Origin of the sequence: Sphingomonas kaistensis (assembly GCF_011927725.1) — a bacterium.
GTDB classification, from domain to species: Bacteria; Pseudomonadota; Alphaproteobacteria; order Sphingomonadales; family Sphingomonadaceae; genus Sphingomicrobium; species Sphingomicrobium kaistense.
On the sequence record NZ_JAATJC010000001.1, the window covers coordinates 605,103 to 623,390 of the forward strand.

General features: G+C 68.5%; 13 protein-coding genes. 2 read left to right on the top strand and 11 right to left on the bottom strand.

What is annotated here, in order from left to right:
* Positions 1-99: 99 nt before the first annotated feature.
* From GGQ97_RS02900 to GGQ97_RS02915, 4 genes are all read right to left on the bottom strand, one after another.
* Positions 100-621 carry a DUF2141 domain-containing protein gene (locus GGQ97_RS02900; RefSeq protein WP_168067552.1) on the bottom strand — a complete coding sequence of 174 codons (522 nt, stop codon included), beginning with the start codon at positions 619-621 and terminating at the stop codon, positions 100-102.
* Positions 622-719: 98 nt separating this feature from the next.
* Positions 720-2,273 carry a DEAD/DEAH box helicase gene (locus GGQ97_RS02905; protein ID WP_168067553.1) on the bottom strand — a complete coding sequence of 518 codons (1,554 nt, stop codon included), beginning with the start codon at positions 2,271-2,273 and terminating at the stop codon, positions 720-722.
* Between the two features lie 199 nt (positions 2,274-2,472).
* Positions 2,473-3,516, bottom strand: a complete 1,044-nt coding sequence (gene recF / locus GGQ97_RS02910) for a DNA replication/repair protein RecF (protein ID WP_168070666.1) — start codon at positions 3,514-3,516, stop codon at positions 2,473-2,475.
* Complete coding sequence (locus tag GGQ97_RS02915) at positions 3,516-4,496, bottom strand: septation protein IspZ (protein WP_168067554.1); 981 nt, start codon at positions 4,494-4,496, stop codon at positions 3,516-3,518. The genes recF and GGQ97_RS02915 overlap by 1 nt, the downstream gene beginning before the upstream one ends.
* 155 nt (positions 4,497-4,651) lie before the next feature.
* Here GGQ97_RS02915 and GGQ97_RS02920 point away from each other — a divergent pair, with 155 nt between their 5' ends.
* Positions 4,652-5,995, top strand: a complete 1,344-nt coding sequence (locus GGQ97_RS02920; RefSeq protein ID WP_168067555.1) for an HD-GYP domain-containing protein — start codon at positions 4,652-4,654, stop codon at positions 5,993-5,995.
* Between the two features lie 9 nt (positions 5,996-6,004).
* Here the strand turns inward: GGQ97_RS02920 and dnaN are convergent, their stop codons facing one another.
* The 6 genes from dnaN to GGQ97_RS02950 form a co-directional block, all read right to left on the bottom strand.
* On the bottom strand, positions 6,005-7,108 hold the full coding sequence (gene dnaN, locus GGQ97_RS02925; protein WP_168067556.1) for a DNA polymerase III subunit beta: 1,104 nt from the start codon (positions 7,106-7,108) through the stop codon (positions 6,005-6,007).
* A gap of 153 nt (positions 7,109-7,261) precedes the next feature.
* The gene (locus GGQ97_RS02930) at positions 7,262-10,582 is read right to left on the bottom strand and encodes an ATP-binding protein (RefSeq protein WP_168067557.1); all 3,321 of its coding nucleotides are present in this window, start codon (positions 10,580-10,582) and stop codon (positions 7,262-7,264) included.
* A gap of 189 nt (positions 10,583-10,771) precedes the next feature.
* Entirely contained in the window at positions 10,772-11,341 is a 570-nt protein-coding gene (locus GGQ97_RS02935; protein WP_168067558.1) for a fasciclin domain-containing protein, read from the bottom strand.
* Entirely contained in the window at positions 11,341-12,546 is a 1,206-nt protein-coding gene (locus GGQ97_RS02940; RefSeq protein ID WP_168067050.1) for a hypothetical protein, read from the bottom strand. The genes GGQ97_RS02935 and GGQ97_RS02940 overlap by 1 nt, the downstream gene beginning before the upstream one ends.
* Positions 12,547-12,660: 114 nt before the next feature.
* Complete coding sequence (locus GGQ97_RS02945) at positions 12,661-13,929, bottom strand: spinster family MFS transporter (protein ID WP_168067559.1); 1,269 nt, start codon at positions 13,927-13,929, stop codon at positions 12,661-12,663.
* A gap of 57 nt (positions 13,930-13,986) precedes the next feature.
* Complete coding sequence (locus GGQ97_RS02950) at positions 13,987-16,485, bottom strand: TonB-dependent receptor (RefSeq protein WP_168067560.1); 2,499 nt, start codon at positions 16,483-16,485, stop codon at positions 13,987-13,989.
* Between the two features lie 346 nt (positions 16,486-16,831).
* On the opposite strand from GGQ97_RS02950, the gene GGQ97_RS02955 reads away from it, so the two are divergent.
* Positions 16,832-17,524 (top strand): TetR/AcrR family transcriptional regulator, encoded by a 693-nt coding sequence (locus GGQ97_RS02955; protein ID WP_168067561.1) that lies wholly within the window; start codon positions 16,832-16,834, stop codon positions 17,522-17,524.
* 3 nt (positions 17,525-17,527) lie between these two features.
* Here GGQ97_RS02955 and GGQ97_RS02960 read toward each other — a convergent pair whose 3' ends face one another.
* On the bottom strand, positions 17,528-18,280 hold the full coding sequence (locus GGQ97_RS02960; protein ID WP_168067562.1) for a leucine-rich repeat domain-containing protein: 753 nt from the start codon (positions 18,278-18,280) through the stop codon (positions 17,528-17,530).
* Positions 18,281-18,288 lie beyond the last annotated feature (8 nt).

Genomic DNA, 18,288 nt, shown 5'->3' on the forward strand with positions numbered 1-18,288 from the left:
ACGTGCGCGGGCGTGCGCGCGAGAGGGGAAACGTCAGGTCGGCAGAGGGGAATGACGGGCGGCGCGCAAGGGGGGCAACGCACCGCCCGCCAAGGGGGTTTACTTGCCCTTCAGGGTCACGCTGGCGGTGGCGCCGGTGGCGGCGACATCGAAGGCCGCGGGCGCAAAGGCCGGGGCGCCGGTCTGGGCAGTGCCGCTGAAGCCATAGGGCTCGGTCGGACCGGTCGCACCGATGGTGAAGCTGCCGTTGCGGTCGGTATCCTGGACCACGGCGGCGGCGTAGCGGCCGGCCGGAACGCCCGACAGCGTGGCGGTGACCGACGTGCCGGTCGGCTCGACCTTGGTGGTGTAGGCGCCGGCGCTCTTGCCGAACTCGCTTTCGCTCTGCAGCGCGACGAGAACGGGACCGCTGTTCGCGGTGACGCCGTCGATGCTGACGGTCACCACGGCGCCGCCGGCGGCCATGTTGCCGGCCATCCCGGCATTCATGCCGTCATCGGCGATCATGTTGTCGACCGCCGCCATGTCGTTGGTCACGACGGAATCGCTGTTGGCGGTATCGGTGGTGCCGCTGCACGCCGCGAGGGCGAGCACGCTGGCGGCAATGAAAAGGCTGCGCATCATTTTCTTCCTTCGACGGGGTAATGTCGGGAAGAGAACAATGCGCAGCCGCTTTCGGTTGCGATGGTAGACCTAAGTCCACCTGAGACTTGAATTACTTAGCCGGCGCGACGCTGGCCGCCGCCGTTGCCGGAGAAGCCGCCGCCGCCGCGACGGCGCTGGCCGCCACCGCTCGGACGGCCGCCGCCGTGGCCACCGCTCTGGCCGGCCGGACGCGGTCCGCCGCCGTGGCGCTGGGCCTGGGGCTGGCCACCCGAAGCCGACGTTGCGGCACGGGCCGGATTGCCGACCGGGCCGCGGACCGCGCCCGGCACGCCGCGCATCGAGCGACCGCCTTCACGCGGACCATTGCGGTCCTCGGGCATGTCGCGGCGCGGATCCTGACGCGGCAGGCCGTAGCGCTGCGGATCGCGGGCGTGACCGCGCGCGCCGCTTTCGTTGCGCTTGTTGCGCTGCTGCTGCTGCGGCTCGCGCTTGGGTTCGGGCTTGAGCCGCTTGAGCGCCTCGACCGCCTGCATGAAGCCCTGCGGGAGAGCCTCCTCGGTCAGCTTCTGGCGGGTGAGCTTCTCGATATCCTTGAGAAACGCGCGCTCCTCGCGGTCGCAATAAGCAATGGCGATTCCGTCCGCCCCGGCGCGCGCGGTGCGGCCGATGCGGTGGACATACTGCTCGGGCACGTTCGGCAGGTCGTAGTTCACGACGTGGCTGACGCCCGGAATGTCGATCCCGCGCGCGGCGATGTCGGTCGCGACGAGGATCGGCACGCTGCCGTCGCGGAAGGCTTCGAGGGCCTTTTCACGCTGCGGCTGGCTCTTGTTGCCGTGGATCGCATTGGCTGGAACGCCGGCAGCGCCGAGCATGCGGACGATCTTGTCCGCGCCATGCTTGGTGCGGCTGAACACCAGGGTCCGCTCGATGTCCTTGCCGTTCTGGAAGAACAGGGTGAGCAACGCGGTCTTTTCCGCCTGATTGACGAAGGTTACGCGCTGTTCGACCCGCTCGGCAGTGCTGGCGACCGGGGTCACCGACACTTCGGCCGGGTTCTTGAGATATTCGTCGGCGAGGCTCTTGATCATCTTCGGCATGGTGGCCGAGAAGAACAGGGTCTGGCGCTTGGCCGGGATGATCTTCACGATCCGCTTCAGCGCGTGGATGAAGCCGAGGTCGAGCATCTGGTCGGCCTCGTCGAGGACCAGGATTTCGAGCATCGAGAGGTTGACCGCGCGCTGGTCGACCAGGTCGAGCAGGCGGCCGGGAGTGGCGACCAGCACGTCGAGGCCGCGCTGCACGGTGCGCAGCGACTTGGCGTTGGCGACGCCGCCAAAGATAACGCCAACGGTGGTCTTGAGACCGGCGCCATAGGCTTCCGCGCTGGCGGCGATCTGGCTTGCGAGCTCACGCGTCGGCGCGAGCACCAGCATGCGGATCTGGCCGGGCTTCAGCATCGACGGGCGGTTGGCGGCGAGGCGCTGCAGCGACGGTGCCATAAACGCGGCCGTCTTGCCGGTGCCGGTCTGGGCGATGCCGAGCAGGTCGCGGCCTTCGAGGACGTACGGAATGGCCTGCGCCTGGATCGGCGACGGCTGGGTGTAATTCTTGGCGGCAAGCGCGTTGAGAAGGGGCGTCGAAAGCCCGAGTTGTTCGAACGACATTCGTATAGATTCCAAACATGACGCGCCGGCGAGCGGAGGCCGCTGCCGGAGCTGGGTTTTTGCAAGAACCCCGCGTGATGTGGAGAACTTCGTAAGGTGAACCGAGACGCGGGCCGGAGCCTGACAGGCTGCCGATCACGCCGCTTTGTGGCGTCTCGCTAACAGCCATGTAGGCGGGAGTTGCCGATTTGTCCAGTTTCTAGCCGATATGCACCATCGTCGCGTCGCCTGTGCCGTCGAAGAGGGCGGCTTCGGTGGCGGTCATCCACACCTGGCCGCGGCCTGCAAGGCGCTCGAACAGGGCAACACGGCGGCCGGGATCGAGGTGGGCGGCGACCTCGTCGAGGAGCAGCAGCGGCAGTGCGCCGCGGCGGCTGGTGACCAGGGCGGCATGGGCGAGGACCAGCCCGAGCAGCAGCGCCTTCTGCTCGCCGGTCGAGCAGCGCGCGGCGGGCTGCCGCTTGTCGGCGTGGGTGACGAGCAGATCCTGGCGGTGCGGCCCTTCGGTCGCGCGCCCGGCGGCGGCGTCGCGCCCGCGATTGGCACGCAGGCGGGAGGCGAGGTCATCCTGGTCGGCGAGGTCGAGGGCTATGGCCGGGCGGGCGAACAGATCCTCGGGCGTGGCGGCGAGCTGTTCGGCCAGCGCCGCGACGGTGCGGGCGCGGGCGGCGCCGAGCGCCTCGCCATGTTCGGCCATGCCCGCTTCGAGCGCCGACAGCCATTCGGGGTCGGCGCCATCGGGCTCGGCCAGAAGCTTGTTGCGGGCGCGCATGGCCGCCTCGAAGCGCGAGGCGTGGTGGGCGTGACCCGGCTCCAGCGCCAGCACCAGCCGGTCGAGGAAGCGGCGGCGGTCACCGGCTGGGCCGCTGAACAGCCGGTCCATCGCGGGGGTGAGCCACAGGACGGCAAGCCATTCGGCCAGGCTGTTGACCGAAGCAGCAGCGCTGTTGATGCGGACTATCCGGCGTTCGGGGGCGGTGGGAAGGGTGCCGGTGCCGAGGGTCGTTGCATCCGGCTCAGCCAGCGAAGCACTGACCGACCATCCGCCCGGCCCGTCGCTGCGGGCCATCTCGCCAAGCGCGCTGCCGCGCAGGCCGCGCCCTGGCGCGAGCATCGACACCGCCTCGAGGACATTGGTCTTGCCCGCGCCATTCTGCCCGTAAAGGCAGACGAAACCGGGCCCGGGCTGGAGGTCGAGGCCCGCGTGGTTGCGAAAGTCGGTAAGGGTCAGCCGGCCAAGCATCAGGCGCCGGCGAGCGCTTGCCCGGGCCCGGCCTTGCCGCCCTTGCGCGCCCAGCTGACGGTCCACAGGACCAGCGCCATGCTGACCGGGATATCGAGAAAGGTGGTGTAGATCAGCCAGGCGTCGGTCGAGAAGGCCCAGGCGACGAAGCTGTTGCCGCCGGCCATCACCAGCCCGGTCAGCCCCATGCCGATGCTCAGCCGGCGCTGGTCGATGTCGTTATAGGCCATGTAGCGATCGATCCCGGCGCCCAGCTTGCGGCCCTTGAGGACCAGCCCGTCGAACAGGAAGCAGGTGGCGCCGACCAGCCCGACGATGGTGGAGCGGTGCTTGATGATCTCCTCGTCCTCGAACAGGATGGCGAAGCCGGCGCTGACTAGCAGCATGAACACGCCGAACAGCATCATGCCGCCAACCAGGTCGACCTTCACGAACCGCTGGAGCACCACAATGCCGAGCCCGACCGCGGCACCGACCAGCGCGGCGGTCTTGAGGTCGGTCAGCTTGGCGACGAGGAAGAACAGCAGGCCGGTGGCGATGTCGACCGCGATCGGGATCTTGTTGCGCTTGAGCTTGCCGGGGTCATAGGCCGGCTCACCGCCCTGCTTGGGGTCGGAAACCATCCTGGCGAAGCGTTCGGGATAGGCGATCCGCCGCCCCTTGTGGCTTTCGTGGATCAGCGTGCCGTCGAGCCGGACGGCAATGCCGACCGTCCACCAGTTGACGTAGCCTGCCTCGATTTCGATCCGGCGCCCGTCGGGAAGCGTGTGTGCAAGCCGGTGATTGCGGACCGCCTCGGCCCCGGTGACGGGAGTGACGTCGGAGGCCACTTCCTCCCCATCGACCACCAACGTGCTGGTGAGGCCGGACATGCGGCTGTCGATCAGCACCCAGCATTCATGCGCGACGCCGATCGAGAAAGGGCGCTTGTAGAGCCACAGGCGGCGGCCGGGTGCGGCGGGCATGGCAGCGTCGGTCATGGGCACCGGCTAAAGCAGAGAGGCGGGAGTAAGGCCAGACGGCACGCGGGCCAGCGGTCGTCGCGGAATCGGATCCGCTTTGCAGGGCAGACGGGCAGGATTCTTAACCATCTCGATGAGGACCGCGCTAAGCCGCAGGCGCTAACCGCCGTCACATGCTGCATCAGGTCATCCCGCTTCCCACCGCCAATCGGGCCGAGGTCATCGCGGCCTTCAGCTACGCCCTCGACCTGACCGAAGGGCAGCCGGCCGGCCATTGCATCCGGACCTGCTGGATCGGGATGCAGGTCGGGCGGGAGATCGGGCTGTCGCAGGCCGAACTCGGAGACCTTTACTACACCCTGCTGCTCAAGGATCTCGGCTGCAGCAGCAACGCCGCGCGGATCTGCGAATTGTACGAGGCCGACGACCGGGCGTTCAAGCAGGGCTACAAGACGGTCGGGACTAGCCTTGCGGCAACGCTTCACTTCGTCCTGAAGAAGACCGCGCAGGGGGCGACGTTCCGGCAGCGCGCGACGGCGATCGGCAACATCCTGCGCAACGGCGACGCCATCGCACAGGAAATGATCCTGTCGCGCTGTACCCGCGGCGCCGACATCGCCCGGACCCTGCGCTTTTCCGACGCCGTGTGCGACGGCATCTATCACCTCGACGAACATTGGAACGGATCGGGCCGACCGGGCCGGCTGCAGGGCCAAGCCATCCCCTTGTTCTCGCGCATCGCGCTGCTGGCGCAGGTGGCGGACGTGTTCCGCGATCACGCGGGGCCCGGCGCCGCGCTGGGCGAGGTCGCTCGCCGGAACGGGCTGTGGTTCGATCCTGCGCTGGTGCGGGCGTTCGAGGCGGTAGCGGCAAGTCCCGACTTCTGGTCGACCCTCGCCTCGCCGACCATCGAGAGCCGGGTCATCCGGATGGCGCCGCCGACGTCGCGCCAGCCGCTCGATGACGATTATCTCGACGCCATCGCCGCCGCGTTCGGACAGGTGATCGACGCCAAGAGCCCGTTCACCGCGGGTCACTCGCAACGGGTCGGCGATCTTGCCGAGCGGATGGCGAGGGGGTTCGGGATGAGCGCCGGGCGGACCCGCTGGCTGCGCCGGGCGGCCGTGCTGCACGATGTCGGCAAGCTGGGCGTGTCGAGCGCGATCCTGGAGAAGCCGGCCAGCCTGGACCAGCGCGAATGGACCGAGATGCGCAACCATGCCGCGCACACCCGGGAGATCCTCGGCCGGATCGGTGCCTTGTCCGACATGGCCGACGTCGCCGCCGCGCACCACGAGCGGCTGGACGGGAGCGGTTATCCGCTGGCGCTGTCGGGGACGGCGATCAGCCGCGACACGCGGATCATCACCGCCTGCGATTTCTACGATGCGCTGGTGTCCGACCGACCCTATCGCGCAGCGCTGCCTGTCAGTGAGGCGATCGGCATCATGACCCGGGAAGTGGGTTCGGCGATCGACCGGGACTGCCTCGAGATGCTCAAGGCGACGCTGGACTGACCGGGCGGGTCAGACCCGCATCGGCATCAGGACGTAGAGCGCGGCCGACTTGTCATTCTCGCGCAGCAGCGTCGGGGCCGCGGCATCGGCGAGGTGGACCTCGACCGTGTCGCCGTCGATCTCGCCCAGGATGTCGAGCAGGTAGCGGGCGTTGAACCCGATCTCGAGCTCGTCAGCGCTGTAGTCGGCGGCCAGTTCCTCGGTCGCGAGGCCGTTTTCGGGCGACGTTACCGACAGGGTCACGCGGTCGCGGTCGAGGCTGATCTTGACCGCGCGGGTCTTCTCGCTGGCGATGGTGGCGACGCGGTCGACACCGGCCTTGAAGCTGGCGGGATCGAGCTTGAGCAGCTTGTCGTTGGCGGTCGGGATTACCCGGTTGTAGTCGGGAAAGCTGCCGTCGATCAGCTTGCTGGTGAGGACGGCGTGGCCGAGCACGAAGCGGATCTTGGTCGCCGACAGGGTGACCTCGACCGTGCCCTCGACCTCGTCGAGCAGCTTGCGCAGTTCGAGCACGCACTTCTTGGGGACGATGACGTCCGGCATGCCGTCGGCGCCGTCGGGCTTGGCGACCGTCACGCGGGCGAGGCGGTGGCCGTCGGTGGCGGCGGCCTTCAGCATGTCATCGGCGACGTGCAGGAAGATGCCCATCAGATAATAGCGGGTTTCTTCCGACGAGATCGCGAACTTGGTCTTGTCGATGATCTGGCGCAGCGTCGCGGCCGGTAGCTCGAAGCGGGTCGGAAGCTCACCCTCTGCGATCACCGGGAAATCGTCGCGCGGAAGGGTCGAAAGGTTGAAGCGGGCGCGGCCGGCAACGACCTGCATCTTGCCGTCGGCGGCGCTGAGCTCGACCTGGCTCCCCTCGGGCAGCTTGCGGACGATGTCGAAGAAGGTGTGCGCCGAGACGGTGGTAGCGCCGGCGGTGGCGACGTTGGCCGGCACCGTTTCATCGACCTGAAGGTCGAGGTCGGTCGCCATCAGCCGCAGCGAACCGTCTTCGCGCGCGTCGAGCAGGACGTTGGACAGGATCGGAATGGTGTTGCGGCGCTCCACCACCGACTGGACGTGGCTGAGGCTCTTGAGGAGGGTGGCCCGTTCGATCGTCGCCTTCATCGCTGCTGCTCAGTCCTTTTGCCCCTGAGCCGCCCGCGCCAGCGCCTTCGGGAGGGCTGACGACGCAAGCGGCTTCATCGTGTGGGCTTGTTATAGCGGGCAGGCGGTGCGGTGGAAGGGCTTAGGAGCGAGCTTTTGCACGAGTTTTGCCGGTCAGGCGCGCAACAGCTCCGGCTGGGGCTCGCGGCGCAGTTCGGCGAGGGCCTGCTGGGCCCTCCCGACCTCGACGGAGAGGTGGCGGAGCGCCGGGGCGAGCAGGCGGCCCTCGCCGGCCGCGGCGGCCGCGATGCAGCGTTCGAGCTCGCGCGCGGCGGCGGCAACGCGGCACGCGCCGAGGTTGGCGGCGGCGCCCTTGAGGCTGTGGGCTTCGGCTGCGGCGGCGTCGAACGCGCGATCGGCAAGCGCGGCGCGGATCGCCCGGGGGCGCTGGTCGAGTTCGTCGGACAACAGGCGCAGCAATTGGTCGAGCCGGGCGCCGCCCAGCATCGCGCGCAATTCCTCGATCACCGGCCGATCGAGCGCGCTTCCGTCGCTTTTTTCGGGAGCGACTGGTGAGGCGGCGGGCAGGCGGGCGGCACCGGCGAGTTCGCCGAGCGTCCGGGTGAAGGCGGCGCTGTCGATCGGCTTGGTCAGCAGGCCGTCGAAGCCGGCGGCGTCATAATCGGCGCGCTGGCTCGAGCAGGCGGCGTCGGCGGTAAGGGCGATGATCGGCACCGCGGCGGAGGCGCCGCCGCCAGCCCGGATCAGGCGGGTCGCGGTGAGGCCGTCGCAACGCGGCATCTGGATGTCCATCAGGATGAGGTCGAAGGCCTTGGCGGCGGCTAGTGCGGCCGCCTGCTGACCATTTGCCGCGCAGGTGACCCGGTGGCCGAGCCGCCGGCACAGGGCCGTGACCAGCAGCTGGTTGACCGGATTGTCCTCGGCCAGGAGGATGTCGAGGGCGCCTTCTGGGCCGGCCCCGAGAGCCGCGAGCGCGCCTTCGTCGTCGCCCGCGGCGGCCGGAACCGCGTCGGCGAGGGTCAGGGTGATGGTGAAGGTGCTGCCCTGGCGCGGGCGGGACTGGACCTGGATGGTTCCGCCCATTGCGGCGACCAGGCGGCGGCTGATCGCGAGGCCGAGCCCTGTACCCCCGTCGGGCGTGCCGTCCGCGCCCTGCACGAAGGGTTCGAACAGCCGCGCGCGCAACGAAGGCGGGATGCCGATGCCCTGGTCGGTGACCGACAGGCGGACTCGGTGGCGATCGCCGGCGATCCGCTGCACCGCACAGCGCAACAGGACGTCCCCCCGCTCGCTGAACTTGATGGCGTTGCTGAGGAGGTTGCTCAGCACCTGGCGAACGCGAAGCGCATCGCCGCGCAGCCACAGGGCCCCCGGATCGGGCCCATCGAGCCTGAGCGCCAGGCCGCGGGAGGAGGCGGGGCGATCGAACAGGCGGAGGGTCGTGAGCAAGGTCGCGCCGACGTCGAACGGTTCGTCGGCGATGGTGATGCGGCCGGCATCGACCTTGCTGAAGTCGAGGATGTCGTTGACCACCGCCATCAACAGGTCGCCGGACTGGCGGAGGGTGTTGAGGTAAAGCTCCCGCTCGTCGGAGGTGGGATCGGATTCGAGCAGCTCGATCATCCCGATCACGCCGGTCATCGGGGTCCGGATCTCGTGGCTCATGGTGGCGAGGAACTGGCTTCGGAAGCTGGCGGCGGCGCGTGCTTCCTCCAGCGCGGACACCAGCCGATGCTCGTCCTCGAGCTTGGCGGTGATGTCGCTGACCACCCCGAACAGGCTGCTCGCGCGGTCGTCGCCGTGGAGATGCATCCGCAGCTGCAGGGTACGGCCGACGTCCTCGTGGAGGCGGATGGTGCATTCCACGGGTGCGCTGACGCGATAGGCGGCGGCGAGCGTGCGGAGCAGGCGCAGGCGATCCTGCGGGTGGAGCCGGCCAAGCGCATCGCGCGCGACGACGGTCCGCCGGGCGAGGCCGAGCATGGCCGCTGCCTCGGCCGAAAGGGCCAGTTGCTTGCGCGCCGGATCGAACACCCAATGGCCGAGCGAGGCGAGCCCTTCGGCCATCGTCAGCAGCCGGTTGCTTTCGCGCAGCCGGGCGGCACTGTCAGCGGCCAGCAACTCGGCGGTGCGGCGGTCGTGGATGTCGCGCAGGTTGGCGACCACCGGCCGGTCGACGGCGCCGAAGGTGGCGCGGCCGCCCGCGGCGCAGGGGGTTGCGGCGCCCGGCGCGCAGCGGCCTTCCGCGGCGGCGGTACAGGGGGCCGCAACCTCGCCCCCGGTGTCGCGCTCCGCCGGGCCGGCAAGCCGCATATGCGCTTCGATCCAGCGATCCTGGCCGCAGGCATGGCGCATCCGGAAGCAGGTCATGGAATCGCCGTGGCGCCGGGCCCGCTCCACCGCAGCGGCGAAGCGCGAGCGATCTTCCGGGTTGATCCGGCCCGCCAGCGCGCGCCCGTGGAGATCGCCGGCGGTCAGACCCAGCATCCGTTCCGACGCGCTGGAGACATAGTCGGCGTCGCCATCGGCGGTGAGGCGAAGCACCAGGTCGCTGCTGTTGTCGGCGAGCAGGCGATAATGCTCCTCGCGCAGGAGGAGGGAGGAAGCGGTGCGGGCGCGATCATGGCGCAGGGCCGACACCGGCAGGGTCAGCGCCACGGCGGTCGCCAGGAATGCCTGGATCAGGAAGATCCGGCTATGGTCGGAGATGAGCGGGTGGTTGAGCGGCCCAAGCCCGCCGAAGGTCAGTGCAAGCGCGATGGCGCTGACCGCCAGCACCAGTGTCGCGCAGCGCTGCAGCGACAGGCGCAGGCCCGCGAACATCAACACGGGCGTGATCAGGAAGATGAAGGGCGTGGTCCGCGCGAACACCGCTCCCGTCACCGCCGCCGCAAGCAGCAGCAGCAGGCCATATTCGAGCTCCTGGCCCCGCTCCCGCTGGCCGCGCGCGTGGGCCAGGGTGACGAGCAAGGGCGTGAGGATGAGAATCCCGAGGCAGTCGGCGAGCCACCAGTGCGCCAGCGGAGCGATGGCCGCTCCGTCCTGGGCCAGCGCGAGGCTGAGCCCGGCCAGCAGCGTCGACACCGCCGGCCCGACCACCGCGAGCAGCGCGAGGTGGATCAGCCGGGCCGGGGAATCGAGCGTGGCCGGGACCGCGAACCGGCGCGCGAACAGCAAGCAGACGATCGCGATCTCGGCGAGATTGCAGGCGGCCAGCGCCACCACCAGCACGGACCGGTCGCCGGACACCAGCCCGGCGGCGACATTGCCCGCGAAGGAAGCGAGGAGGAGCAGCGGCCAGCGCGGGCGCGCCGTACGAAGCAGGATGGCGATGATCGCCGCATTCGCGACCCACACCGACGCGATCCGACCGCCCTCACGCGTCAGTTCGATCCCGGCGAGGGCGAGGGCGAACATCAGGAAGAAGGCGAAGGCGGGAAGCCAGACCCTGTTTCCGACATGCGCGGAGCCCATGCAATGTCCCTCCAGCAGTTCGGCCGGTGGAGGGTGGGTAAAGCGGACGCTTCCGGCCAGCAGGGACTGGTCCGGTCCGGAGCGAGGCTTCCCGAACAGAGGGAAAGGTTGGTCCGATGTCGCGCTTTCTGCCGGGAACCCCGCTGATTCAGGTCAGCAAGGTTCCCGGCATCAAGGCGAAGGCGATCCTCAGCTCGCGGGGGCGAGCACCGAATCGATTTCGTGCACCACGCCGTTGCGGGCGGGCTGTTCGGCGCCGACGATCCGCGCGGACTGGCCGCCCGGACCGGCGATCTTGAGACCGTCGCCCTCGCGGGTCACGGTCAGCGGTTCTCCGGCCATGGTGGCGATGGTGGCCTTGCCATTGCCGTTCTCGACGGCGCGGTTGAGGTCCGCGGCGAGGATGGTGCCGGGCAGGATGTGACCCCGCAGCAGCGCCGTGATCCTGGCCTTTTGCGCTGGCTGGTCGAGGCCTTCCCAGGTGGCCTTGTCGAGCTTGTCGAGCGCCGCGCCGCTGGGCAGCAGGAGCGTGTACGGCTCCTTGCCCGCAAGCACCGGCTCCATCCCCGCGGCCTTGACCAGCTGGGCAAGCCTTGGGTTGCCGCCGACCAGCGCCGCAAGGTCCTGCGAGCGGGCCCCGGACGCCACGGCGGCGTTGGTTTCGAGGTCGGTGTTACCGGCCGACTGGTTGCCCCCGTCCCCCTGCCCGCACGAAGCGAGCAGGAGGGCGGCAAGGCTTGTCGCTACGAGGCGGCGCATCAGACCAGGGTCTCCACGATCGCCTGAACGATCTGCGTCGTCGGATCGACGTCGTAGATGTAGCCGTCGTTGTAACGGTACATGTGCTGGTCGTTGTCGACGTAGCGGTCACGATAGTCGTACGGCACGTTGTAGACGTCGTAGCCCGCCGGCATCGGCTGGCCGACCCCGAAGCCGCCCGCCAGCAGCGAGACGATGGCCTCGATCACGCCGCCCTGCGGGTTAACCTGGTAGATGGCGCCGTCGGCATAGCGATAATAGTCGTCGCCATTGTCGGCGTACCACGGCTGATACTGGACCGGGACGTTGTAGTAGCCGAGATAGTCCTGGGGATAGGCGGAGCCCACGTAATAGGCTCCATTCCAGTCGTCGGCGAGCGGCCAGTAGGCATCGACATAGTTCCGGTCGCGGTCGATCCGGTAAACATAGTCGTTGCTGGTCCGGTAGTAATAATCGTCATTGTCCGGATACCAGTCGCGGTAATAGGTCGGCAGCAGGGCCGAGCCGAGCGCGACCGGGATCGCGGCGCCGACCAGCTTCCTGGCCTGCCCCGGGGGAAGGCAGCCATTGCCCTTGGCGGCGAGGCCCGGAGGGCAGCCATTGACGAGGCCGGTCGTCCGGAAGGCCGGACTGGCGACGTAATTGTAGCCCTGGTCGGAGCGGAAGAAGTTGCGGTCGACCCTGTCCTGGCGCTGGACATAGCGCTGATCGACCGGCGCGATGGCGCGCTCCTGGATCCGGCCACGCTCCTGCACACGGCCGCGCTCCTGCACGACACGCTGGTTGCCGCCGCCTCTCTGGACTTGGGCGGGACCACGATCCTGGCGCGCTTCACGGACCGGCCCACGGGCCTGCTGCTGGCGTTCGGCGCGTACCTGGCGTTGCGGTGCGCGCTGCTGCTGCTGACCGCCGCCGCCGCGCGCTTCGCGCTGGGGACCGCCACCGCCATTGCCGCGCATCTGCGGACCGCCGCCGCCACGCGCCTCGCGCTGGGGACCGCCGCCGCCACGCGCCTGTTGCTGCGGGCCTCCGCCGCCGCCACGCGCCTGCTGCTTGCCGCCGCCGCCGCCCTGGACCTGGGCCGGGGCACCGCCGCCGCCACCCTTGCCATTGCCGCCGCCACCGCCGCCCTTTCCGGGCTGGGCGAGAACCGGCGCGGTAAAGGCCAGCGCCGCGGCGCCAGCCAGGATAATGCCATTTTTCATGAGCCTGAGCTCCTTTCGGAAGCCTTCAACGGCTGATTTGCTCGGCTCGTTCCTTCGCTCGTGGATGCTGAGGCACAACTCGCCCCGCCAGAGTGAACCGCAGATTTCAGCCGATTACGGCTGCGGTTCATCTACCCAGTCGTTGCGGAGGTAACGGGCGGCGATCAGCGTCAGCAGGGCTGCGACGAGGTAAAACACCAGCACCCCCATCGCCGCATAGCGCAGGCTTTCGACCCCGTAGGTCGATTTCAGCGCATCCGAGATGAGCCCGATCAGCAGCGGTCCGACACCCAGTCCGATCAGATTGTTGATCAGCAGGAAGGCGGCCGAGGCGGTGGCGCGCTTGGACGGCTCGACCAGGTGCTGGACGGCGGTGGTGATCGGCCCCAGCCACAGGATGTTCAGCGCATTGGGGATCACCAGCAGCAGCCACACCAGGGTGAGGTTTTCGACCATCAGTCCGAGGGCATAGAGCGGGGCGGTGATCAGCCAGGCGATCGCCGGCAGCCAGGCATACCAGCGGCGGTCCTTGCCGCCGAGGCGATCGGCCAGCAGCCCGCCGAGGAACACCCCGGCGGTGCCGCCGATCAGCAGCAGCGAGCCGAGGAAGCGGCCGGCGCCGATCAGGCTCATGTCGAAGCTGCGGATCAGGATCGAGGCGACCCAGGTGGCGAGGCCGTAGCCGCACAGCGAGCTGAGCGAGGCGCCGAGCGCCAGAAGCCAGAAGCTGGGCTTGCGCGCGACCAGCGGGAAGGTCGCCATCAGGGTGCCCATCGACGGCGCGGCGGCACCGGCAACCCGAGGCGGATCGCGCACCACCCACTTGAAGATAGGCGCGAGGATCAGCCCGAGGATGCCCATCGCGAGAAAGGCCGTGCGCCAGTCGAAGTTCTGCGCGATCCACGAGCCGAGGATGGCGCCGAGGCCGAGACCGATCGGGACTCCGAGCGAGAAGATGCCAAGTGCCTTGCCACGCTGGGCCGGCGGGAAGCGTTCGGCGATCAGGGCGTAGGACGGGGCGACGCCGCCCGCTTCGCCAAGCCCGACCCCGAGCCGGTAGGCGAACAATTGCCAGAAGCCGGTGGCGGTGCCGCACAGGGCGGTGAAGGCCGACCACAGGCCGAGCGAGGCGGTGATCACCATCGAGCGGCTGGTCCGGTCGGCCAGCAGCGCGAACGGGATTCCGAACAGGCTGTAGACCAAGGCAAAGGCCGGCCCGGTCAGGATGCCCAGCTGGCTGTCGGTGAACTTGAGGTCGTTCTTGATCGGCTCAAGCAGGATGCCGAGGATCTGCCGGTCGAGGAAATTGAGGATGTAGGCCAGCAGCAGGAAGACGAGGATAATCGTCGGCGATCGCGAAACCGTGCGTGCTGCTGTTGTCATGCCGGGGGTGGTGGCACGGGACGCTGGACCTGCCAAGCGCCCCGTGCCGACCGTGGCCTAGAACTTGACGTCGAGCGACAGGAAGACCTGACGCGGCGAGCCGTAGAAGCCAGTGACCACGCCCTCGAACCCGAGGCTCGGGGCGATGCCCGGGACCGCGAAGACCGGGCTGGTCGGCGCGGCCGACAGGATCGGCTGGCCGGTCACCGGGTTCACCGTCAGGAACTGGTAGCCCGAGGTGATGTAGCGCTTGTCGAACAGGTTCTTGCCGTGGAGCCCGATCCGGACCGTGCCGAGGTCGTAGGTCAGGTTGGCGTCGAACAGCGAGAAGCCCTTCTGGTCGAGATAGGGGCTCGGCAGTTCGAACTGGGTGCTCTTGCTGCGGTAGGACGCGGTGGCGTTGGCCGACAGCATGCCGGGGCCCGCCGGAACGGTCAGGTCGACCGTCGCCGAGTTGGTCCACTTGGGGGTGTTCTGGATTTCACGGAAGCGGGCGACGTCGATCGGCTGGGCGCGCGAAGTCGGGGCCGGAGTGCCGTTGGCGTCGAACGCCGCAATGTTGGTGATGAACTGCTTGTACTTGGCGTCGAGGTAACCGACCGAACCCGACAGGTTGAAGCGCGAGCCGACCCCGGCGAAATCGCGCGCGATCACTGCCGTTCCCTCGAACTCGATGCCCTTGAACTCGGCCTTGCCGGCGTTGGTGGTGACCCCGACGAAGGTCGGCACGCCGTTGATCACCGCACCGGCCGACCCCGGCACCTGCGCGTCCTTGTAGTCGGCAAGGAAGCCGGCGATCGCGAAGCGCAGGCGGCGGTCGAACAGCGCTGCCTTGTAGCCGATCTCGTAGCTGGTGACCTTTTCCGGTTCGAACAGGAAGTAGTCGAAGATCTCGGTCGCTTCGCGGGTGCCGTTGCCGTTCAGATCAGGCGCCGCGGTGCTGAGGCCGCGCGGATCGAAGCCGCCGCCCTTGAAGCCCTTGGACCAGCTTGCGTAGATGTTGTTGTCGGCGTTCGGCTGCCAGCTGACCGAGGCACGCGGGGTGAACTGCTTGAAGGTCTTGCCGCCGTTGAAGTCGGAGGTCAGCGCGCCGAACTGGCGGCCGGTCGGGTTGGCGGCGCTGAAGATGCCGTTAAGCGGCGTTCCGCCAAGCTCGGGCGATGCCCCGCCGATGAGATTGCGGCGGATCACCACCGCATTGCGCTTGTCTGAGGTGTAGCGGCCGCCGAGCGAGACCGAGAACTGGTCAGTCAGGTCATATGTGAGGTCGGCAAAGCCGGCCCAGGTCTTGGTGTCGACGTCGCCATAGGTCGAGGCGGTGAAGCCCGGCAGGCCGATCGCCGCGCCCTGCACGCCCAGCACCACGTCGAAAATGTTGTTGGCATTGGCGTTGAGATAATAAGCGCCGACCAGGCCGTTCAGGCGGCCCTTCTCGACCAGCAGCTGCACTTCCTGGCTGAACTGGCGGTTGCGGTAGATGGCGGGAACGTCGACGTCGGCGGCGGACAGCGCGTCGAAGTCGATCGGGGTGACGCTCTTGTCCTTGCGCCACGCGGTGATGGACTTGAAGGTGATCCCGTCGGCCAGGGCGACCTCGCCCTTGATCGAGATCCCGCCGCCGGTGACCTTCTGAGTCGGATTGACGAGGCCGCCGCGGGTGTCGAACACGTCGCCGAGCACCGGCTGGCGCGACACGACCGAGGTGATCAGCCGGTGGCCGCCACGCGGATTGCTGTCGTCGCTGCTGTAGTCGCCGGCGATCCGGATCTTGACGGCGTCGGTCGGGAACAGCTCCACCGTTGCGCGGGTCGCAAACAGGTCCTTGTTGTAGTTTTCCTGGCCCGTGGTGAGGTTGGTGCCGAACCCGTCGCGGGTCAGCCGGGCGACCGCGCCGCCGATCCGCATGAAGTCGCTGAGCGGCGTCGAGGCGCTGATGATGACGTCGCGCTGGCCATAGCTGCCGATGTTGCCGCGGACCCGCGCCTCGGGCGAATCGGGCAACGCACGGGTGACGTACTTGATCGCGCCGCCGATGGTGTTGCGGCCGTACAGCGTGCCCTGCGGCCCGCGCAGCACTTCGATCCGCTCCACGTCATAGACGTCGAGCAGGGCGCCCTGCGGACGGTTGAGGTAGACATCGTCGAGGTAGATGCCGACGCCGCCCTCGTAACCGGCGACCGGGTCCTGCTGGCCGACGCCGCGGATGAAGGCGGTCAACGTGCTGTTGGTCCCGCGCGAGGTTTCCAGCGTGACGTTGGGCGTGGTGTCGCCGATATCGCTGATGTCGATCGCGCCCTGCCGGTCGAGCTGCTCGCCCGAATAGGCGGTCACCGCGATCGGCACGTCGATCAGCGATTCGGCGCGGCGGCGGGCGGTGACCACGATCTCGCCGTCGGAGGCGGTTGCCGATTCGTCACTGGTCTGCGCCTCGTTGGCGGCAGCAGTGGTGGCAGTGTCCGCCGGGGCCGCGGGGGCCTCCTGCGCGAGCGCTGGCGTGGACGCCAGGAACATGGCGGCCGATGCGAACAAGGCCGAACGAACAGTGATGGCGCGCATGATTGTGATTTCTCCCCCTCGACTGACGGGGTCCGGCGGGAGTTACAGCCCACCAAACCCATCTCGGCGACTCGAATACTGAAAGTTGAATCACCTTTCAAGTCTTGTCGCCAGCGTGCTTTGGGCGCATGGTGTCGGGAAGGAGCAGTGAGGAGAGATTGCCGCTCCTACGTGCATGGCGGTCGCCGCGGCCTTCCAGCCTTCCTCCGACCTGCCATCAGTGAGTTGAAAGTTGAATCAGGTTTCAACTCGTGTAGGTTGCGTCACGAGTTTGGGGGGTGGTGGAGACGCCGGGGTGGCATGTGGAGCCACCGATTGCGGCTTCTTAGCCGGAGCGGGGTGGTGAATGGCTGACGGTGGCAAGGCGAGTGCGGCGGGCAAGAAGGGTGCGCCGGGGCGGCGTCTGGCCGGGCGCCCGCTCGATCCCGTGCCGCTGACCAGTTCGGCCAAGTCGCCGCGTACCGCGCGGGGTGAGCAGACCCGCCGCAAGATCCTCGACGCGGCACGGGCCGAGTTCGGCAGCCGTGGGTTTGCCGACACCGGGATCACCGAGATCACCCGCACCGCCAAGGTCGCGCTGGGCACCTTTTACACCTATTTCCACAGCAAGGAGGAAGTATTCCGGGCGCTGGTCCAGGACATGTCGGAACAGGTTCGCGTGGCGGTCGCGCCGGTGTTCGCCGAAGGGCGCGGAACCCTGGAAGCCGAGGAACGGGCGCTCGCCGCCTTTCTCGCCTTCGTCGGCGAGCACCAGCAGGTATATCGAATCATCGACGAAGCCGAGTTCGTCGACCCGGCCGGCTTCAAGGCCCATTACGAGACCACCGCCACCCGCATCGCCGAGCGCCTCGCCGAGGGTGCCGCGGCGGGGGTCGTCAGGCCCGCGAGCGATGCGCTCGATGCCGAGGTGAGGGCTTGGGCGATCATGGGCATGAACGTGTTCCTCGGCCTGCGCTTCGGCGTCTGGGGCGAGGAAGATCCGGCCAAGGTCGCAGCCGCTGGAAACCGGCTGATCCGCGAGGGGCTGGCGCGGGGCTGAGGGTCAGCGCGGCGGCTTAAGCGTGGCCCACATCTCTGGCCGGAACCAGTCGCAGACCAAGTCGGGCTTCAATCTCTGCAGCCGTTCGAAGTCGGCCTGGGGAGCGACGCGGGCGATGCCGAGGAAGACGAGGTCGGGACAAGCGGCAAGCGCGGTCAGGCTGTCGTCGGCAAGCTTCGTCGACACGCCCAAAAGGGCCTGGAGCGAGCGCAGACCGGCCAGCGGCTTCAGGCTCGGCAGGGTGTAGGGACTGTACATGCTGCCCTCGATCCCGATCACCTCGAGGTGATGCGCCTCCGCCAACCAGTCGAGGCTCGCCATCTTCTTGGCGTCGGTGATGATCAGGGTGCGCAGCGCCGGAAGCCGGAGCAGGAGGTCGAAGTCCGCGATGTGGCGGGGGCTGTCGATCGTCAGAAAGGTCAGCTTCTCTAGCCGCAGCAACGGCGACAGGTCTTTCGCCACCATCGGCCATTCGAGTTCGAGCCGCTCGAGATTCGCCAGCGCCCCGATCTCCTCGAGGAAGGCCTGGTCGACATTGCCGCTGATGAGGTGCCGGAGGGCCTGCCGGGCGCCGATCCCCCGGTAATTGAGTTTCTGCCGGCCGATCCACGCCTTGGTGGCGTCGGCGGGTATGTCGCCTGCCGTGGCGTAGGCATGCTGTTCGGCCCAGATCGTGAAGTCACGCTCGGCATGCCCGCGGAACCGCTCGTTCAGCGCGCTTGCAAGGTGGGGATCGTGCGCGGATTTGAATGCCACGGCGACGG

Excerpts from the sequence above, each read along its gene's own strand:
- GGQ97_RS02900 (WP_168067552.1), bottom strand. The coding sequence starts at position 621 with ATGCGCAGCCTTTTCATTGCCGCCAGCGTGCTCGCCCTCGCGGCGTGC.
- GGQ97_RS02905 (WP_168067553.1), bottom strand. The coding sequence starts at position 2,273 with ATGTCGTTCGAACAACTCGGGCTTTCGACGCCCCTTCTCAACGCGCTT.
- recF (WP_168070666.1), bottom strand. The coding sequence starts at position 3,516 with ATGCTTGGCCGGCTGACCCTTACCGACTTTCGCAACCACGCGGGCCTC.
- GGQ97_RS02915 (WP_168067554.1), bottom strand. The coding sequence starts at position 4,496 with ATGACCGACGCTGCCATGCCCGCCGCACCCGGCCGCCGCCTGTGGCTC.
- GGQ97_RS02920 (WP_168067555.1), top strand. The coding sequence starts at position 4,652 with ATGCTGCATCAGGTCATCCCGCTTCCCACCGCCAATCGGGCCGAGGTC.
- dnaN (WP_168067556.1), bottom strand. The coding sequence starts at position 7,108 with ATGAAGGCGACGATCGAACGGGCCACCCTCCTCAAGAGCCTCAGCCAC.
- GGQ97_RS02930 (WP_168067557.1), bottom strand. The coding sequence starts at position 10,582 with ATGGGCTCCGCGCATGTCGGAAACAGGGTCTGGCTTCCCGCCTTCGCC.
- GGQ97_RS02935 (WP_168067558.1), bottom strand. The coding sequence starts at position 11,341 with ATGCGCCGCCTCGTAGCGACAAGCCTTGCCGCCCTCCTGCTCGCTTCG.
- GGQ97_RS02940 (WP_168067050.1), bottom strand. The coding sequence starts at position 12,546 with ATGAAAAATGGCATTATCCTGGCTGGCGCCGCGGCGCTGGCCTTTACC.
- GGQ97_RS02945 (WP_168067559.1), bottom strand. The coding sequence starts at position 13,929 with ATGACAACAGCAGCACGCACGGTTTCGCGATCGCCGACGATTATCCTC.
- GGQ97_RS02950 (WP_168067560.1), bottom strand. The coding sequence starts at position 16,485 with ATGCGCGCCATCACTGTTCGTTCGGCCTTGTTCGCATCGGCCGCCATG.
- GGQ97_RS02955 (WP_168067561.1), top strand. The coding sequence starts at position 16,832 with ATGGCTGACGGTGGCAAGGCGAGTGCGGCGGGCAAGAAGGGTGCGCCG.